This is a genomic window from Micromonospora inaquosa, from assembly GCF_003857055.1.
GTDB classification, from domain to species: Bacteria; Actinomycetota; Actinomycetes; order Mycobacteriales; family Micromonosporaceae; genus Micromonospora; species Micromonospora inaquosa.
Genome location: NZ_QGSZ01000233.1, coordinates 50,814 through 68,638 on the forward strand (window position 1 = coordinate 50,814; position 17,825 = coordinate 68,638).

Consider the following 17,825-nt stretch of genomic DNA (forward strand, 5'->3'; position numbering starts at 1 on the left):
CGCGAGAGGGGCGGTCACTTGTAACGGATTCCGATGAGGCGCTGCAGGAGGATGAACGCGAAGAGCAGGCCGCCAATCACGATCTTGGTCCACCAGGAGTTGAGGCTCCCATCGAAGGTGATGAGGGTCTGGATCACGCCCAGGACCAGCACGCCGAGCACCGTGCCGAAGACGTAACCCGCGCCACCGGTGAGCACCGTGCCACCGATGACGACGGCGGCGATGACGTCCAACTCCATCCCCACGGCGATCAGCGGCGCGCCGGAGAGGGTGTAGAAGGACAGCAGGATGCCGCCGATGGCCGAGCAGAGACCACTGATCGTGTAGACGGCGATCCGGGTCCGCGCCACCGGCAGGCCCATCAGCAACGCCGACTGCGGGTTGCCGCCGATGGCGTACACGTTGCGCCCCAGCCGGGTGTAGGCCAGCGTGTACGCGGCGATGGCGACCACCACGAAGGCGATCAGCACGCTGATCGACACGAAGTTGCCGCGGGGATTCCCGATCCGCTCCTGCGACATCGAGGTCCAGAACCCGTCGGTGATCGGAATCGACGCGCCGGAGATGAACGTGCACATGCCCCGGGCGAAGAACATCCCGGCGAGCGTGACGATGAACGGCTGGATCTCGAAGAAGTGGATGACGCAGCCCATCAACAGGCCGAGCGTCGGGCCGATGAGCAGGGCGATGACGAGCACCAGCGCCGCCGGCATGCCGTCCTGCAGCAACGCGGCCGACACCATCGCCGTCATCGCGACGACCGACCCGACCGACAGGTCGATGCCACCGGTGAGGATCACGAACGTCATACCCACCGCGACAACGAGCAGGAAGCCGTTGTCGATGAAGACGTTGAAGATGACCTGGACATTGGAGAACGCGGTGTACTGCGAGACGCCGATGCCGTACATCACCAGCAGCAGGGCGAGCGTCGCCAGGACCGGTATCTGCTTCCTCGGCAGCCGGAACCGGGTACGACCGGCGGTAAGCGTTCCAGTGGTCATGCCGGCACCTGCTCCTTCGGCTTGTCGGCGACGGGGGCGGGCGGCGGGGAGTTCCGCCTGCGGCGGCTGAACCGGGCCCGGAAGGCCGGTGCCTGGATGAGGCAGACGGCGATGACGACGACCGCTTTGAACAGCAGGGACGTCTGCGGCGAGATGTCCATGGCGTACACCGTGGTGGTCAGGGTCTGAATGATCAGCGCGCCGATGATGGTGCCGCTGAGGAAGAACCGGCCGCCCGCGAGGGACGTACCCCCGATGACGACCGCGAGGATCGCGTCCAATTCCACCCAGAGGCCGACGGCGTTGCCGTCGGCGCTGGAGACGTTGGCCGTCATCATGAAACCGGCGACCGCGGCGCACGCGGCGCTGATCACGTACGCGAGGAAGATGACCCGGCCGGACCGGATGCCGGCGAGCCGGCTGGCCATGGAGTTGCCGCCCACCGACTCGATGATCATGCCGAGCGCGGTGCGACGGGTGAACGCGGCGACGAGCAGGGCCGCGGCGAGGGCGATGAAAATGGCCAGCGGCAGGGTCAGCGCGTGGCCCAGGCCGATCGCCCGGTACGGCTCGGAGTTGATGGTGATGATCTGGCCCTCGGTGATCAGCTGGGCGAGACCCCGGCCGGCGACCATCAGGATCAGGGTGGCGATGATCGGTTGAATACCGATCACGGCCACCAGCACCCCGTTCCAGGCGCCGAGCACGAGCGAGACCCCCATCGCCATCGCGAGGGCGGTAACCACCACGCCAAGGCTGCTCTGGTCGGGCTGCTTGCTGATGTACATGCAGGCGATCGCGCCACTGATCGCGCAGAGCGAGCCGACCGACAGGTCGATGCCGCCGGTCGAGATGACCAGGGTCATGCCCAGCGCGACGAGGATCAACGGTGCGCTCAGCCGCAGGATGTCGATCGGCGTGCCGTACAGGTGCCCGTCCTTGAGCTCAATGGACAGGAACCCGGGCCGGTAGATCGTGTTCGCGGCGAGCATGACGAACAGCACGGCGGCGGGCCAGAACAGCCGGTGTCCGGTGATCGCCCGATAGCGGCTCATGGCGTCGTTCATCGGTCTGCCTCCTCCCGGTGGGATCCGCTGGCGATGGTCTGCATGATGCGGTCGGCGTCGAGGCTCTCGTCGTTGGCGAGCTGCGCGACCATCTGCCGGTCCCGCATCACTGCCACCTTGTGGCTGAGGCGCAGCACCTCCTCCAGCTCGGCGGAGATGAACAGCACCGCCATGCCCCCGTCGGACAGCTGCGTCACGAGCTTCTGGATCTCGGTCTTCGCGCCGATGTCGATGCCCCGGGTCGGCTCGTCGAGGATCAGCAGTCGTGGCTCGGTGATCAGCCACCGGGCCAGGAGCACCTTCTGCTGGTTGCCGCCGGAGAGGTTGCGTACCGGAACCTCCGGGTCAGCGGGCCGGATGTTGAGGGCCTTGACGTACTTGTCGACCAGCTCGTCCTGGCGACGACGCGGAATGGGCCGCAGCCAGCCGCGGGCCGCCTGCATGGCGAGGATCATGTTCTCGCGGACCGACAGGTCAGCGACGATCCCCTCCGCCCGGCGGTTCTCCGAACAGAAACCCACGCCGTGGTCGATGGCCTGGGCGGGGGTGCGCAGGCTGCTCGCCGTGCCGTCGACAGCGACCTGGCCACCGTCGGCCCGGTCGGCCCCGAACAACAACCTCGCTACCTCGGTACGCCCCGAGCCCAACAGGCCGGCCAGGCCCACCACCTCGCCGGCGTGGATGGTGAGGCTGAACGGCTCGACCGCGCCCGCCCGACCGAAGTTCGACACCGCCACCAGGGGGGTGCCCTCCTCCAGCGCGGCCAGGTCCCGCCGGGAGTGCTCCTCGATGCCCTCCAGGACGTCGAGTTCCTTGCCGATCATCTTCTCGACCAGGGAGAGCTGGGGCAGCTCGGTGGTGAGGTACTCACCGACGAGCCCGCCGTTGCGCAGCACGGTGATCCGGTCGGCGATCTCGTAGACCTGGTCGAGGAAGTGGGTCACGAACAGGATGGCGATGCCCTCGTCGCGCAGCTGCCGCATGATGCGGAACAGTTGCGCCACCTCGTCGGCGTCGAGGCTGGACGTCGGCTCGTCCAGGATCAGCACCCGGGCCTTGATGTCGATCGCGCGGGCGATGGCGACCATCTGCTGGATCGCCAGGGAGTACGAGCCGAGTGGCGCGCTGACGTCGAGGTCGAGGTCGAGGTCGGCCAGCAGGGCTCGGGCGCGGCGGCGAACCTCACCCCAGCGGACCGCGCCGAGGAGCCGGGGCTCACGGCCGATGAAGATGTTCTCCGCCACCGAGAGGTTGGTGCAGAGGTTGACTTCCTGGAAAACGGTGCTCACACCAGCGGCGGTCGCCTGCATCGGCCCGGTGAACGACACGGGCTCGTCATGGAGGGTGATCGCGCCCTCGTCGGTGTCGTAGACACCGGTGAGCACCTTGATCAGGGTCGACTTGCCGGCGCCGTTCTCGCCCATCAGGGCGTGCACCTCGCCGGGGAAGAGCCGGAAGTTGACGTCGTGGAGTGCGCGCACCCCGGGGAAGGACTTGCTGATCCCGGTCATCGTCAGGACCGGACGGCTATCCGTCATCCCATCAGACCTCTTCTGGGTTGTCGACACGGAAGGGCCACCACGCCCCCGCGACGCCCGCCCGGTCGCCCCTGGGGGGTCGCTCGGGCGGGCGTGGTACGGGGGTCGTCGCGGGCCAAGCCCGGTCCGTTTCGGGTAGGGAAGCGACGCGGCGGGGCCGCCACGCGAGCGCGGCGACCCCGTCGTCGATCAGTACTTACGGTTGGGCAGAGCTTCCTTCGCCTGCTCAGTCGTGAAGGTGGTCTCCTCGGTCTCGATCCGAGCAGGCACCTCCTGGCCCTCGTGGACCTTCTTGGCCAGGTCCATCAGCTGTGGGCCGAGCAGCGGGCTGCACTCCGCGATGAAGTTGAACTTCCCGTCGGCGAGAGCCTGCATGCCATCCTTCACGGCGTCGACCGTGATGATGGTGATGTCCTTGCCGGGCGTCTTGCCGGCCGCGGTGATCGCCTCAAGCGCGCCCAGACCCATGTCGTCGTTGTGCGCGAACAGCACGTCGATCTTCGGGTACGCCTTGAGGAACTGCTCCATGACCTGCTTGCCGCCGGCCCGGGTGAAGTCACCCGGCTGAGAGGCGATGATCTTCAGGTTCGGGTTGGCGGCGATCGCCTCACCGAAGCCCTTCTTGCGGTCGTTCGCCGGCGCCGCACCGGTGTTGCCCTGCAGCTCGACGATGTTCACCGGGCCCGAGGCGCTCTTCTTCTGCTCGACCAGCCACTCACCGGCGAGCCGGCCCTCCTTGACGAAGTCCGAGCCGAGGAAGGTCTTGTACAGGGTCTTGTCGGCCGAGTCCACCGAGCGGTCGGTCAGGATGACCGGGATGCCGGCGTCCTTGGCCTCCTTGAGCACGGTGTCCCACCCGGACTCCACCACCGGCGAGAAGGCGATCACGTCGACCTTCTGCTGGATGTAGTTGCGGATCGCCTTGATCTGGTTTTCCTGCTTCTGCTGAGCGTCATCGAACTTCAGCTCGATCCCCGCGGCAGCCGCCGACTCCTTGATCGAGGTGGTGTTCGCGGTCCGCCACCCGCTCTCCGCGCCGACCTGGGAGAAGCCCATCGTGATCTTGCCGTCGTCCTTGGACCCGCCGCCGCCGGTGTCGCTGTTGCCGCAGGCCGCCACGCCGCCGACCAGCAGCACGCTGGCGAGGACCGCGGCAGCGCGCCACGGAGCGGACTGCGTTCGCATCTTTCCCATCGAATCTCCTTGGCTGGATGTGGTGGGTAACCGCGCGAACCGCCGAGGTGCGAAGGAGCGGCGTACGCGGGTGGTGCGTGCTGGTGCGTCGTGGTGCAGACCGACGGGTCCCGGATGTTCGGTGAGGGTCAGGAACCCGCCGGTGCGACTGGTTGTTGGCCGTAGACGTTCTGGTAGCGGTCGTAGAGGGAGTCGATGTCGGCCTGCGCCATCGGGACCGGCTGCCCGAGGGTGTGGGCCAGGTGCGCGGTACGGGCCACGTCCTCGCACATGACTGCCGCCTTGACCGCCGCGCGGGCGTCGCGGCCGATGGTGAACACGCCGTGGTTGCGCATCAGCACCGCGGGCGAACGGTGCCCGGCGAGCGTGGCGACGATGCCCTTGCCGATGTCGTCACCGCCGATCAGCGCGAACGGGCCGATCGGGATCTCCCCGCCGAACTCGTCGGCCTGCGCGGTGAGGTGGCAGGGGATCGACTCCCCACACGCCGCCCAGGCGGTCGCGTACGAGCTGTGCGTGTGGACGACCCCACCGACCTCGGGCATGGCCCGATAGACGTAGGCGTGGGCGGCGGTGTCGCTGGACGGGGCGAAGTCGCCCTCGACGAGAACACCGTCGAGGTCGCACACCACCATCGTGGCCGCGGTGAGGTCGTCGTAGCTCACCCCACTCGGCTTGATCACCATCAGATCCTGGCCGGGAACCCGCGCGGAGACGTTGCCGGACGTCCAGGCGACCAGGTTGTACCGGGTCAGCTCGGCGTGCAGGCGGGCGACGGTCTCGCGCAGCTCGCCGATCTGTCGGTTCACCTCGGCGTTCACGCCACCACCTCCAGCGGGGTCTCGTGTGCGGTCGCGGCGGCCTCGACCGCCGCGTTACGGATCGCCCGCAGGCGGAGCATGACGTCGTTGCCGCCGCGACCGAAGTGGTCGTGCAGCGACCGGTACTCGGCGTAGAGCGCGTCGTAGGCGCGGGCCCGCTCGGGGTCCGGACGGTAGACGGCCTCGTGCACCCGACCCATCGCCCGCGACGCCTCGTGGATCGACGGGAACTCACCGGCGGCGACGGCGGCGTGGATCGCCGAGCCCAGCGCCGGCCCCTGCGCCGAGGCGATGATGTTCAGCGGTCGCTTGGTCACGTCGGCGTAGATCTGCATCAGCAACGCGTTGTTGGTCAGACCACCGGCGATCACCAGGTCGTTCACCGGGACTCCGGCGTCGACGAACGCCTCGATGATCATCCGGGTGCCGTACGCGGTGGACTCCAGCAGGGCCCGGTAGATGTCCTGCGGCCGGGTGGCCAGGGTCATCCCGACGATCAGACCGCTGAGGTCGTGGTTGACCAGCAGGGAACGGTTGCCGTTCCACCAGTCCAGGGCGATCAGGCCGTGCGCGCCGACGGGCTGGCTCGCGGCCAGCTCGGTGAGGCGTTCGTGCGAGTCGATGCCAGCCGGGGCGGCGTGCTCGACGAACCAGCCGAAGATGTCGCCGACGCCGCTCTGCCCGGCCTCGTAACCCCACGCGCCGGGGCTGATGCCGCCGTCCACGACACCGCACATGCCGGCCACCTCGGCGACCTCCGCGCCGTTGACGACGTGGCAGGTCGAGGTGCCCATGATGGCGACCAGCCGACCGGGCTCCACCGCCTGCGCGGACGCCGCGGTGACGTGCGCGTCGACGTTGCCGACGGCCACCGCGATCCCCTCCGGCAGGCCGGTCCATGCGGCGGCCTGGGCGGTGAGCGCGCCGGCCCGGGCGCCGAGGGGCAGCAACGGGCCGTCCAGCTTGGCCACGAAGTCGCCGAAGTTGGGGTTGAGCGCGGTCAGGAAGTCCTTGGAGGGATAGTGACCGTCCTGCAGGATGCCCTTGTATCCAGCCGTGCAGACGTTGCGGGTCTCGGTGCCGCAGAGCTGCCAGACGATCCAGTCGGCCGCCTCGATGAAGCGCTCGGCCCGGTCGTAGACCTCCGGGTCCTCCTCCAGCATCTGCAGGCCCTTGGCGTACTGCCACTCGGCGGAGATCTTGCCGCCGTACCGGCCGATCCACGGCTCGGCCCGCTCGTGGGCCAGCGCGTTGATCCGGTCGGCGTGCGGCTGCGCGGCGTGGTGCTTCCACAGCTTGACCCAGGCGTGCGGCCGATCGCGCAGCTCGGGCGTCTCGCACAGCGGAGTGCCGTCGGCGAGCGTCGGCAGCACGGTGCAGGCGGTGAAGTCGATGCCGATGCCGACCACCGCCGCCGGGTCCACCCCTGCGGCGGCCACCGCCGCCGGGACGGCGTACCGCAGCACGTCGCGGTAGTCCTGCGGGTTCTGCAGGGCCCAGTCCGGGGGTAGCGTTCGACCTCCCGGCAGCGCCGTGCTGATCACGCTATCGCCGTACTCGTGCACCGCGGTCCCCAACTCGGCACCATCGCCGACACGGACCACCAGAGCTCGCCCGGACAGGGTGCCGTAATCGACACCGACGACGTAGCGGTCGTCAGCTCCGTCCACACGGTTCATGTTCACCTCCACCGTTAACGGGGATAGTGTTAACGCTCACATCCAGCCTCGTCAAGACATCTACCCGCAACAGCTCCGTAACGGAACGCGGAAGGCGGACCGACTCGGGAGGGTTGATAGCGGATCAGCGCAAAGGATGCCAATCCGCCCTCAACTGCCCCGATCAGGCGAGGATGGGGGCCTCCGCCCGGAACGGATGTCGACCCGAGAGCCGCCGACGGGCGGGGCGACAGGTCCAGCGCGCCGGACACTGCGGGACGACCGTCCGATAGCGACCACCTCTCTCGCGCCGACGATGGCAGCGATAACATCGCCGGACCGCCGCGCCCGTGCGCTCAGATCCGCGCCGCAGCCATTGGTGACCATGCACGCTCATGGGTGAGCGCTCCGCAGCGGCGGCCCGCACAGCGCGCAACCGGGCGGCGTGGCGGTGTTATCGATAACATTCGACGTCTTGATTCTTCCCGCCGGCCGGGGCAGCCCGCGCGGCGGACGGCACCGGGAAGCACGATCCACCGGTGTCTCCTGGGTCGTGGAGTCGCCCGCAGACCACGGGACGCGACGAACCGGCGGCCGACCCCGCTGGGCCGAGCCGCCGGCTCTTTCGTCGCGATGGCGAGACCGCGCGCCGTCGGATCAGGCCGTCCGGTTGCGGTTGTAGAGGGACTTGGCCCAGAGGAAGCACACCACGCTGATGACGGCGCACCAGACGACGGCGATGGCCCCGTTGTTCCCGATTCCGGTGCCCAGGAGCAGGCCGCGAAGGGTCTCCATGACGGGCGTGAAGGGCTGGTAGTCCGCGAACAACCGCACAGCGGTCGGCATGGAGTCGGTGGGGACGAACCCGCTGCCGAGGAACGGCAGAAGGATCAGCGGCATGGGCAGGTTGCTGGCCGTCTCGACGCTGTCACTGACCAGACCGAGAGCGACCGACAGCCAGGTGAGCGCAAAAGTGATCATGGCGAGGACGCCGACCGCGGCGAGCCACTCGACCGGGTTTGCCGTGGGCCGGAACCCGACCAGCAGCGCCACACCGGTGACGGCCGCGAGGCTGAGCATGGTCTGGATCAGGCTGCCCAGGACGTGACCCGTCAGGACCGACGGTCGGAAGATCGACATTGTGCGGAACCGGGCGATGATCCCCTCGGTCATGTCCATCGCGACCGAGATGGCGGTGCCCTGCGCGGCGCTGACCACCGTGATGAGCAGGATGCCGGGGGTGACGTAGTTGGCGTACTGGGAGCGGTCGCCGGACGGGCCGAGCCCGGCGCCGAGCGTGCCGCCGAAGACGTAGACGAAGAGCAGCAGAATGATGATCGGGATGCCGATGAGCAGGAACGTCATCGACGGATACCGCCGCATGTGCAGCAGATTGCGCCGCAGCATGGTGTTCGAGTCGCGGACGGCGAGGGAGAGGGTGCTCATCGCGTGGGAGCCCTTTCGTGGTCGGGTCGGCTGGCCCGGGTGTCCGGCTGACCGGTGAGGGTGAGGAAGACGTCGTCGAGGTCGGGGGTGTGCACGGAGAGCCCGGCCACGCTGATCGACGCGCGGTCGAGCTGGTCGAGCAGAGATCGCAGCGACCCGACCCCACCGTCACTCGGCACCTGGAGGGTGAGCGCCGCGTCGTCCCGGGTGGCGGTCTGCAACGTCCGGGCCGCCGAGTCGAGCCCCTCCTGGTCGGCGAACTGCAACACCACATGGCCGCCCGGGATGAGCCGCTTGAGCTCGCGCGGCGTGCCCTCGGCGATCAGTCGACCATGGTCGAGGAACGCCACCCGGTCGGCGAGTTGGTCGGCCTCCTCCAGGTACTGCGTGGTGAGCAGGATCGTCACGCCCTCGGCAACGAGCGCCCGGATGATGTGCCACATCGCCCGGCGGCTGCGCGGGTCGAGGCCGGTGGTCGGCTCGTCGAGGAAGATGACGCGGGGCTCGCCGACCAGGGTCATCGCGAGGTCGAGCCGTCGGCGCATGCCACCGGAGTACGTCGACACCGGCTTGCCCGCCGCCTCGGTCAGGTCGAACTGGTCGAGCAGGTCGGCGATCCGACGCCGGCCGGCGGCCCTGCCCAGGTGGCACAGGTCGGCCATCAGGGTCAGGTTCTCCCGGGCGGTGAGCAGGTTGTCGACGGCGGAGAACTGGCCGGTGACGCCGATCAGCGCACGTACCGCGTCGGGCTCGCGGGCCAGATCGTGGCCGAAGACGCGGGCAGTGCCGCCGTCGGCCTTGATCAGGGTGGAGAGGATCTGCACTGTGGTGGTCTTGCCGGCACCGTTGGGACCGAGCAACGCAAAGATCGTGCCCTCGGTGATCATCAGGTCGACGCCGTCCAGTACGACCTTGTCGCCGTAGGACTTGCGCAGGTCGGTGGCGACGATCGCGGGGTTCATGGAGCTGGTCATGGTCTCCTCATTTGTGGTCGGCGCGGTGATCGGTCAGACGCGGTGATCGGTCAGGCGCGGCGGATCAGGATGTCGCCGTAGGAGGTGTTCGCCCGGACCTCGACCGTCTCGTCGGTCTGCGCCGGGCTGTCGGTCGACTCCAGCGCGTTGTGCACGCGGCCGTGCTTGGAACTGACGTCGAGCCACGCAGCGGTCCCGCGACGGATGCCGACCTCGATCGCGCCGTAGGAGGTCTGCACGTCGATCGCGCCGCGCGCGACCTCACCCAGCCGGAGGTTGCCGTAGGCGGTACGCGCCGTCACCGAGGCCGTCGACGCGTCCACGGTGATGTCGCCGTAGGCCGTGTTGATCCGGACGTCGCCGCCACTGCGGCCGATCCAGCAGTCGCCGGACGAATTCTTGATCTCGGCGGTGCCCTCGACCTCGCCGATGCGCACCTTGCCGGACGACGCCTTCACCCGGGCCGGACCGAGGACGCGCTCGACCGCGACCTCGCCGTGGCTGCTGTCGATCTCCAACGGTCCGGTCTCGTCGAGCCGGATGCCGCTTCCGGTCTTGATCCGACACTCGCCGAGTCGACCCTCGCAGCGGAACGCCGCCCACGACGCCTCGGCGTGCACCCGCGAATCGGTCGGCACCTCGATCAGGACGTCGACCGACGGCCCGGGGCCGAACCCGTAGCGGCGCCAGCTCTTCGGCACCCGGATCACCAGTTGCCCGGCGGCGAACTCGACGGTGGTCTGGTCGGCGGCGCCCACGTCGGCCTTGCTCGACGGGTCGCGGGGCCGCACCGTCACCACCGTGTCGGTGCGGTCGCTCGCGGCGATCCAGGCATCGCCGATCGGCAGCTCGATCTGGACGGAAATCGGTTCTGGCGTCTCGAAAACAGGCATGGTGGTCTCCCGAAAGGTGGTCGGTGGAGGTCGCCGCTGGTCAGCGGCGTGGCGGAAGGGGTGCGGGAAGTTAGCGGGCCCAGCCGGTGAAGCGCTGGCCGGAGGTCGGCTCCACCCGACGCGGTGGACGGCGTTCCGTGTCGCCTGCCCCGATGGCACCGGCGACGGCGCGCACCAGCCAGGCGTTGACCGAGAGCCCGGCGCGCCCAGCGGCTTCCTCGACGCTGGCTTTCAGGTGGTCGGGGAGCCGGAGGTTGATCCGCGAGGTGCCGCCCTCGTCACCCTCGGGCGCGGACACCGGCACCGACAGCGGTGGCGGGCCGCTGGCCTCGACCGTCACCTCGACCGGCGGACTGGCCGGTGTCACCACGAAGTCGGGCTCACGCCCCCGCAACCGAACGTGCACCGAACCCGGTGCGAGATCGCGGGTGATCTCGTCGGCCGCGTCGGAGAGCGCTTCGAGCAGCGTCAGACGGGTGGCCGACTCCAGTTGCGCGAAGAGCCGTTCGGCCAGCACCCGGGCCTCCGGGTCCACACCCTCGGCGGCCACGGCGAACTCGTTTCGCAGGTTCTCGACGTACGACCTCAGCTCCATGGCACCATGATGGCACCACTTTGGCTCAGAACACAACAGCTATGGCTCATCGAGGTGCCGTCGTCTGGCTCCGCCGGTGGGACACCGGGTTCTCAAAGGTCACCGAAAGCCCTCCGGACCAGGTGATTCGCGTCTTCCTGAGCCAGGCCAGAGGCGACCAGAAGGTCACTGACGGTCGTCCGGACCTGTGCCACCACCACCGCACCGGAGAAGCCGACGCCGTCCCGATAGGCCTGCCCGGCCGTCCGGACCGCCCGCAGCGCCTCCTCGCGCGCCCGATCCGGCTCAGTACCCGCGGCGAACTGCCGCTTGAGCAGTCGGACGGTCTGAGCGAGATCCGCCACCGCCGTCGGCAGCGACTCCGGCACCGGCTCGCCGTCCTCGATGAGCGTCACCGCACGTCGGATCAGGGTGCCGCTGTTGCGCGTGGCCCGGTCGATCGGCTCCGCCGCCTGGGCGTAACGGCCCACCGGCCCGTGCCGGTGGCGCCAGTACACCGGCGACAGGGTGCTCGCCTCCTGGGCGCCCTGGGTCGCCTCGACGAACGCCTTCAATCGGCCCGCGCTCTGCCGCAGCTCACCTCGGGCGGTACGGGCCTGCACGGCGTCCCTCGTGGCCAGGGCCTCGGCGGTGGCCTCAAGCTGGGACGCGAGGAGATCCATCGCCGGCCGCGCTGCCCGGTTGAGCACCCGCAGCGGGTTCAGCGGCAGCAACACGGCGGTGACCAGCAGCGCCACCCCTCCCCCGACCAGCGCGTCCACGAACCGGGGGATTTCCAGGTCCCGGACGGTCGGACTGAGCGTGGCGATGAGCACCGCCGTCGCCCCGGCCTGGATCACCACCGCCGCGCTGCCCGCCAGGAAGAGCGCGACGACGATCGCCAGCACGACGACCAGGGCGAGCTGCCACCACCCGGTGCCGATCACCAGGAGCAGCAGGTCACCGATCAGCACCCCGACGGTGACCCCGATGATCAGCTCGATGGTGCGACGCAGACGCTGGCCGACGGACGCGGCGAGCGTCGAGACAGCGGAGATCGGCGCGAAGACCGGCTGCGACACGTGCAGCAGCGAGTGCGCCACGAACCAGGACAACGCCGCGGCCAGGCCGGCCTGTAGTGCGAGGCCGCCGATGGTCCGGACCCGACGGATCCGGTCGTGCAGGGTGGCCACCAGCCGGTCCCAGCGGGGCACGGTCGTGGGGCCCGCGTCCGCTCCGCGCCGACCGGCAGCGACCATGGCCGCACCTACCCCGGCACGCCCGGATCAATCCTCGCCGGCATGGGCCCGCCATCCTCAAGGTGACCGCCGGTGGGGCCCTGCCCGGGTGGTAGCGCCCCGGCCGGCTGAGGTTGAGCGGGTCCAGTTCGGGTAGAACCCGCTCTGCCGTCGGCGCGGGCGGCGCCCCGGCGCATCGAGGCCGGGTTGCGGGACAAGGGCTACGAGACGCCTCGGGGGGACGTCGGATGGATCAGCGCGGTTGAGCGGGCCGGACAGCTCCGGTGGCGTCGTGGAGCTACGGGTGCACGGAGTCTCCGGTGCGAGCGCCGCACAGGTACTAGACCTGCAACAGACCGGGCAGGTCGCCGGTGACCGCAGTGGCGGGTTCTACCGGCCGCGCCCCCGGTGCTCGGACAGCGGCGTGCCGGGGGTGACGCTGGAGGCGTACCGCTGGGGTGACCTGCCCTCCGGCACCGTGGCCCGCACCCTGGCGGTGGTGTTCCTGCTCCCCTTCATGCTGGTCAACGTCGCGATCTGGATGCGCCCGGCGAGCCCCGGGTCCGCGGCGACGGTCAAGTCCCTGTGCCGGGTCCTGGGGCTCACGCTCACCGTGCTGTACGTGCTCGCCATCGCCGGTGTCGCCCTGGATCTCGTCGGATGGAAGTGCCTGGCCTCGGCGGACTGCCTCGCCGGACGCAGCTGGTTGTCCTGGTTGGGTGGGCGGACGATCGGGCTGCGGCTGGCGGTGCTCGCGCTGGTCCCGGCCGCCGCGATCGGCCTGATCTGGAAGCTCAGTTGCCGTCCGGGGCGAGCCTTCGAGACGTTCCGCGCACCCGATCAGGGCAGCCCCGCTCCCCGGCTCGACACCGTCGGCCAGTGGGACGCCGAGCCGCTGGTGGGCCGACTGCGCGCCATCCACGTCGCCGCGGCATTCGCGACGCTGGACCTCGTCCTGCTCCTGGCCCAGGGTGCGAGAGACGCCTCGGCGACCACGATTGCGCTGACGGCGATCACGGGGGTGATCCTCACGGCCTGCGTGGGGTTGCTCTGCGCACCGCCGCTGATGGACCGCTCCCCCGCCGACCAGCGGTTCGACCGGGTCACCCGTACCCTCCGGACCGCTGCCATCATCCTGACCGTGGTCGTCGTGGCGCACGTGCCGACCAGTTCGCAGCCGTGGCCACGGGAGCACGGGCTGCCCGGTTACGACACGACACTGGTCGGTGTGTTCGCGGCTCAGACGACACTGTTGGCCGCCCTGGGGGTGGTGCTGCTCTGGCACCGGCGCCGGGAGCGCGGCACCACCCCGCTGTTCGGGCTGGGCGCTCTCGTTGTCGCGGCCACCGGGATCAGCACGGCGGTGGCGTACTCCGCCGAGTTGGTCTGCCGGGTGGCGGACTTCCTGGATCGCGACGTGCCGACCGGGGAGGGCATAGCGGCCGGCCCGCCCCGGGCCTACACCTGGGCGATCTACGGCTTCTTCCGCGCGGTGGTGGTCACCGCGATCGTCGCCGGCCTCGTCATCCTGATCTCCCGCCGGAGTCGACGCCGGGCTGCGGCGGCGATCGTCGCGCGCGACTTCCCGAACCCGCCGGCCGAGGCCGAGCCCCGACTGAGGCAGGTCCGAGACGCGATAGCTCGGGCTCGCTTCTCCGAGAAACTGGTGCCGTTGGCAGTGGTCTACGGTTGCCTCACCGGGCTCGGCACGGCCACCACCACGATCGGCCTGCTCGGGCAGTTGCCGGGCGACATCATCGAGCGAAACGTCGGGTTGCCGGCGGCGGTGACCACGTTCGCCATCGCCCTCAGTAGCTGGGTGATCGCGGCAATCATCCTCGGCCTGATCATCGGCGCCATCTTCGCGTACCGGAGCGAGCCGTACCGCCGGTACATCGGTGTCCTCTGGGACCTCGGCACCTTCTGGCCCCGGGCCGCCCACCCGTTCGCGCCGCCGTGCTACTCCAGGCGGGCCGTGCCGGAACTGGCCCACCGGATCACCTACCTGGTCGAGCGCGGCCACGCGGTGCTGCTGACCGGGCACAGCCACGGCTCGATTCTGCTCGCCGCCGCGGTGCTCCAACTGTCGCCGCAGGTCGGCGACCGGGTCGCCCTGCTCACCCACGGATCACCGCTGCGCCGTTTCTGCGCGCGGCCCTTCCCCGCCTACCTCGACGACGCGGCACTGCACGAGATCGGCCGGCGGGTGGGTTGGCGGTGGGTGAACCTGTGGCGCGACACCGACCCCATCGGCGGCTGGATCTTCTCCCCGCATCCGTCGCCCGCCACCACCGACGACCCGGCCAGCACGGTGGATCGCCGACAGCGTGATCCGCGCGACCTGGTGGCACCCCCCGGGGACAGCGTCGCCCCACCCGTCCACGGGCACTGGCCGGACGAATCCGACGAGCCGTTCACCGAGGCGGTTCAGGAGTTGGTGCAGCGCCTCGGTGGGCGGGCTGGCCCGCCCACGACGCCGAGGTAGCGGGACCGGCTCAGCGTCCCCGGCTGGCCCGCGTACGCCAGTCGTCCAGGCCGGTGCCGGCGATGCGGGCGCCGTCGACCGGAACGAGCGAGCGTTCGCCCAGCTTGGAGCCGAAGTACCGGGCGTCGGGGTCGGCCACCACCGTACGGCGGTCCGGCTGGTCGGCGAGGAACGATCGGCCCAACTCGTCGAGCCGGAACTGCTCCGGACCAGCGACCTCGACCACGGAGTTCGTGGGCGCGCCCAGCGCGACCTCGGCCACCGCGGCCGCGACGTCGTCCGCGGCCATCGGCTGAATGAGCACCGGCGCGAGGTGCACGGTGTCGCCGTCCGTGGCGGCGTCGACGATGCCCCCGAGGAACTCGAAGAACTGGGTGGCGTGCACCACCGAGTACGGAATTCCGGAGGCGATGACGAGCTTCTCCTGGGCGACCTTCGCGCGCATGTACCCGCTCTCCGGGAGCCGGTCGCTCCCCACGATGGAGAGTGACACGTAGTGGCCCACCCCGGCGTCCGACGCGGCGGCGAGGAGCGTCCGGGTGGACGTCTCGAAGAACTCCAGCGCGGCGGCGCCCTCCAACGACGGCGAGTTCGACACGTCGACGACGACCTCGGCACCGGTGAGCACATCGGCCACGCCCTCGCCGGTCAGGGTGTTCACGCCGGTCTTCGGCGATGCCGGCACCGCCTCGTGGCCCTGGGCGCCGAGGCGGTCCACGAGCTTGGAGCCGATGAGGCCGCTGCCCCCGATGACGACGATCTTCATGGTCGAACCACGTCCTGTCCGCACTGGGTCGAATCGTGCTGCCCATCAGTAAGACGCAAAGCGTGCGCGGATGCACGACAATCGCCGCAGAAGCGTTCCATGGAGATCACGCCATCCCTGGAGGTCGATGTGGCCAAGGTGTCCCATCCGGTGTTCGCCCGGGTGTACGAGCGACTCAGCGTGGCCATGGACCGCGCCGGCACGGCGGCGTTCCGACGGGAGCTGGTCGCCGGCCTGTCCGGCCGGGTGATCGAGATCGGTGCGGGCAACGGGCGGATGTTCGCCCACTATCCGCCGGGGGTGACCCAGGTCCTCGCTGTCGAACCGGAGCGTCGTCTGCGTGCCGCTGCCGAGCGTGCCGCGGCGGACGCGCCGGTTCCGGTCACTGTCGTCGACGGTCTGGCCCAGGCGCTGCCCGCCGGGGACGGCGAGTTCGACGCGGCCGTTGTCGCGTTGGTGTTGTGCACCGTGCCCGATCAGGCGAGCGCGTTGGCCGAGACCAGGCGGGTGCTGCGCCCCGGAGGCCAGGTGCGGTTCTTCGAGCACGTGGCCGCTGAGGTGGCCACCGGTCTGCACCGCGCCCAACGGCTCGTCGACGCCACACTGTGGCCGCGACTGTTCGCCGGCTGCCACACCAACCGCGACACCGTCGCGGCGATCGACGCGGCCGGCTTCGAGGTGGAGGAGCTACGCAGGTTCCGTTTCCCGGCCACCAGCAACAGCCCGTCCTCCCCCTGCGTCCTCGGCCACGCGATCAGGCCGGTCCCGACGGTCCGGCGATAGGCCGAGATCTGCCCGGCCGCCCTGGTGCGCACGCGCCCGCCTGTCGTGAACCCTGCCAACAGAAACGCGAAGATCAGTCCTATTCAGATAGACATCCGTCGGCTATTGTGCCGATTTGCCCCCATTCGAACACCCATCGTGATGTGGTAGTCAACGCGCTTGTCGGCGCCATACAGGCCGTATCACGCAGGACGCCACTCGCTTGACGTCTCCTGCGAGTAGTACCCACGGAGGGTGTTCTGTGACAGCTAAACCCAAACACTGGCTACGGCGGCAGGTGGTCCTGCCGGCGCTCGCGGCTGGCGCAGCCGCCACAGTGGCAGCCAGCCTGCTGCTCTTCAGCTCGACAGCAGCCAACGCGCAGGAAGCACCGGTCAACCTGGGCACGGCGGCCGACTTCTCCGTCCTGGCCGGAGCGGAGCCCACCAACACCGGGCCCAGTTTCCTGGCCCAGAGCCTCGGGCGGTACCCCGGAAACACCGCGTCCGGGTTTGAGACGGCGACCATCGGCGGCGAGGTGCACCTCGGTGACGCGGTCGCTCTACAGGCTCAGAGCGACCTGACCATCGCCTTCAACGATGCCGCCGGCCGGACGCCGTTCACCAATCTCCCGGCGGAGCTGGGCGGCAACACGCTCAACGAAGGGGTCTACCGGATCGGGGCCGCCCAACTGACCGGACCGTTGACGCTCAACGGCCAGGGCGACCCGTCGGCCGTGTTCATCTTCCAGGTCGACTCCTCGCTGACGACGGCGTCGAACAGCAGCGTCGTCCTGATCAACGGGGCTTCGGCCTGCAACGTGTTCTGGAAGATCGGCAGTTCGGCGACGATCGGCACGGGCACCACCTTCGTCGGCACCATCATGGCTCAGGCCGCGATCACGATGGCCACGGGCGCGACCCTCCAGGGCCGCGCGCTGGCACGCACCGCCGCCGTCACCCTGGATACCAACGTCATCACCGCACCGGTCTGCGCCGGGCCGACCGGCCCACCCGGACCCACCGGCCCGCCTGGGCCGACCGGCCCGCCCGGCAGCCCTGGAGCACCCGGCAGCCCCGGCGCACCCGGCAGCCCTGGTGCCCCAGGTAGCCCCGGAGCACCCGGCAGCCCCGGAGCACCCGGAGCGCCCGGCGCACCTGGTCCGTCCGGACCCCCCGGAGCGCCTGGCAGCCCGGGCGCGCCTGGTGCACCCGGTGGCCCAGGCGGCCAGACCCCGGTCCTGCCGGTGACCGGCGGCGGTGTGGTCCCGGCCATGACCGGCGTCGGAAGCGTGATGGTCGTGCTGGGCGCATTCGCGTTCCTCCTCGCCCGGCGTCGACGCCAGGAGTCCTGATCGGTGGCCCGGCCGGCGCGATTCCGGCCGGGCCACGTGACATCGTCGGCC

15 protein-coding genes are annotated in these 17,825 nt (G+C 70.0%); 3 read left to right on the forward strand and 12 right to left on the reverse strand.

Translation table 11 applies throughout. The annotated features are described in order from the left end of the window. Positions 1-14: 14 nt before the first annotated feature. The 11 genes from yjfF to DLJ59_RS20050 all read right to left on the reverse strand — a co-directional run bounded on the left by yjfF (position 15) and on the right by DLJ59_RS20050 (position 12,428). Positions 15-1,004, reverse strand: coding sequence for a galactofuranose ABC transporter, permease protein YjfF (gene yjfF / locus DLJ59_RS20000; RefSeq protein WP_124774161.1), 990 nt, complete (start codon positions 1,002-1,004; stop codon positions 15-17). After that, positions 1,001-2,071, reverse strand: a complete 1,071-nt coding sequence (locus DLJ59_RS20005; RefSeq protein WP_124774162.1) for an ABC transporter permease — start codon at positions 2,069-2,071, stop codon at positions 1,001-1,003. The genes yjfF and DLJ59_RS20005 overlap by 4 nt, the downstream gene beginning before the upstream one ends. Then, positions 2,068-3,609: a sugar ABC transporter ATP-binding protein gene (locus tag DLJ59_RS20010; RefSeq protein ID WP_124774163.1), complete on the reverse strand. Its 1,542-nt coding sequence runs from the start codon at positions 3,607-3,609 to the stop codon at positions 2,068-2,070. The genes DLJ59_RS20005 and DLJ59_RS20010 overlap by 4 nt, the downstream gene beginning before the upstream one ends. A gap of 189 nt (positions 3,610-3,798) precedes the next feature. Further along, on the reverse strand, positions 3,799-4,803 hold the full coding sequence (locus tag DLJ59_RS20015) for an ABC transporter substrate-binding protein (RefSeq protein ID WP_425271443.1): 1,005 nt from the start codon (positions 4,801-4,803) through the stop codon (positions 3,799-3,801). 128 nt (positions 4,804-4,931) lie between these two features. After that, positions 4,932-5,624, reverse strand: coding sequence for an L-ribulose-5-phosphate 4-epimerase (locus DLJ59_RS20020; RefSeq protein ID WP_244236134.1), 693 nt, complete (start codon positions 5,622-5,624; stop codon positions 4,932-4,934). After that, a complete protein-coding gene (gene araB, locus DLJ59_RS20025; RefSeq protein ID WP_124774164.1) occupies positions 5,621-7,303 on the reverse strand; it encodes a ribulokinase in 1,683 nt (560 codons plus the stop codon). The genes DLJ59_RS20020 and araB overlap by 4 nt, the downstream gene beginning before the upstream one ends. Positions 7,304-7,939: 636 nt before the next feature. Beyond that, positions 7,940-8,728, reverse strand: coding sequence for an ABC transporter permease (locus DLJ59_RS20030; protein WP_124774165.1), 789 nt, complete (start codon positions 8,726-8,728; stop codon positions 7,940-7,942). Next, positions 8,725-9,702 (reverse strand): ATP-binding cassette domain-containing protein, encoded by a 978-nt coding sequence (locus DLJ59_RS20035; protein ID WP_124774166.1) that lies wholly within the window; start codon positions 9,700-9,702, stop codon positions 8,725-8,727. Before DLJ59_RS20035 ends, DLJ59_RS20030 begins: the two co-directional genes overlap by 4 nt. A 50-nt stretch (positions 9,703-9,752) precedes the next feature. Beyond that, positions 9,753-10,595, reverse strand: coding sequence for a DUF4097 family beta strand repeat-containing protein (locus tag DLJ59_RS20040; RefSeq protein ID WP_124774167.1), 843 nt, complete (start codon positions 10,593-10,595; stop codon positions 9,753-9,755). Positions 10,596-10,665: 70 nt separating this feature from the next. Continuing rightward, on the reverse strand, positions 10,666-11,190 hold the full coding sequence (locus DLJ59_RS20045; protein ID WP_124774168.1) for a hypothetical protein: 525 nt from the start codon (positions 11,188-11,190) through the stop codon (positions 10,666-10,668). Between the two features lie 92 nt (positions 11,191-11,282). Continuing rightward, positions 11,283-12,428: an FUSC family protein gene (locus tag DLJ59_RS20050; RefSeq protein WP_124774169.1), complete on the reverse strand. Its 1,146-nt coding sequence runs from the start codon at positions 12,426-12,428 to the stop codon at positions 11,283-11,285. A gap of 241 nt (positions 12,429-12,669) precedes the next feature. Here DLJ59_RS20050 and DLJ59_RS20055 point away from each other — a divergent pair, with 241 nt between their 5' ends. Continuing rightward, entirely contained in the window at positions 12,670-14,892 is a 2,223-nt protein-coding gene (locus DLJ59_RS20055; protein ID WP_124774170.1) for a hypothetical protein, read from the forward strand. A 10-nt stretch (positions 14,893-14,902) separates the two neighbouring features. Here the strand turns inward: DLJ59_RS20055 and DLJ59_RS20060 are convergent, their stop codons facing one another. Beyond that, positions 14,903-15,658: an SDR family oxidoreductase gene (locus DLJ59_RS20060; protein WP_124774171.1), complete on the reverse strand. Its 756-nt coding sequence runs from the start codon at positions 15,656-15,658 to the stop codon at positions 14,903-14,905. Positions 15,659-15,757: 99 nt separating this feature from the next. Here DLJ59_RS20060 and DLJ59_RS20065 point away from each other — a divergent pair, with 99 nt between their 5' ends. Both DLJ59_RS20065 and DLJ59_RS20070 read left to right on the forward strand, forming a co-directional pair. Then, the gene (locus tag DLJ59_RS20065; RefSeq protein ID WP_124774172.1) at positions 15,758-16,441 is read left to right on the forward strand and encodes a class I SAM-dependent methyltransferase; all 684 of its coding nucleotides are present in this window, start codon (positions 15,758-15,760) and stop codon (positions 16,439-16,441) included. Positions 16,442-16,682: 241 nt separating this feature from the next. Beyond that, the gene (locus DLJ59_RS20070; RefSeq protein WP_124774173.1) at positions 16,683-17,774 is read left to right on the forward strand and encodes an ice-binding family protein; all 1,092 of its coding nucleotides are present in this window, start codon (positions 16,683-16,685) and stop codon (positions 17,772-17,774) included. Positions 17,775-17,825 lie beyond the last annotated feature (51 nt).

What these genes read in the sequence shown, in the direction of transcription:
- DLJ59_RS20010 (WP_124774163.1), bottom strand. Translation starts at nt 3,609, where the DNA reads ATGACGGATAGCCGTCCGGTCCTGACGATGACCGGGATCAGCAAGTCC.
- DLJ59_RS20040 (WP_124774167.1), bottom strand. Translation starts at nt 10,595, where the DNA reads ATGCCTGTTTTCGAGACGCCAGAACCGATTTCCGTCCAGATCGAGCTG.
- DLJ59_RS20005 (WP_124774162.1), bottom strand. Translation starts at nt 2,071, where the DNA reads ATGAACGACGCCATGAGCCGCTATCGGGCGATCACCGGACACCGGCTG.
- DLJ59_RS20015 (WP_425271443.1), bottom strand. Translation starts at nt 4,803, where the DNA reads ATGGGAAAGATGCGAACGCAGTCCGCTCCGTGGCGCGCTGCCGCGGTC.
- DLJ59_RS20035 (WP_124774166.1), bottom strand. Translation starts at nt 9,702, where the DNA reads ATGACCAGCTCCATGAACCCCGCGATCGTCGCCACCGACCTGCGCAAG.
- DLJ59_RS20045 (WP_124774168.1), bottom strand. Translation starts at nt 11,190, where the DNA reads ATGGAGCTGAGGTCGTACGTCGAGAACCTGCGAAACGAGTTCGCCGTG.
- DLJ59_RS20060 (WP_124774171.1), bottom strand. Translation starts at nt 15,658, where the DNA reads ATGAAGATCGTCGTCATCGGGGGCAGCGGCCTCATCGGCTCCAAGCTC.
- DLJ59_RS20030 (WP_124774165.1), bottom strand. Translation starts at nt 8,728, where the DNA reads ATGAGCACCCTCTCCCTCGCCGTCCGCGACTCGAACACCATGCTGCGG.
- DLJ59_RS20050 (WP_124774169.1), bottom strand. Translation starts at nt 12,428, where the DNA reads ATGGTCGCTGCCGGTCGGCGCGGAGCGGACGCGGGCCCCACGACCGTG.
- araB (WP_124774164.1), bottom strand. Translation starts at nt 7,303, where the DNA reads ATGAACCGTGTGGACGGAGCTGACGACCGCTACGTCGTCGGTGTCGAT.
- yjfF (WP_124774161.1), bottom strand. Translation starts at nt 1,004, where the DNA reads ATGACCACTGGAACGCTTACCGCCGGTCGTACCCGGTTCCGGCTGCCG.
- DLJ59_RS20065 (WP_124774172.1), top strand. Translation starts at nt 15,758, where the DNA reads ATGGAGATCACGCCATCCCTGGAGGTCGATGTGGCCAAGGTGTCCCAT.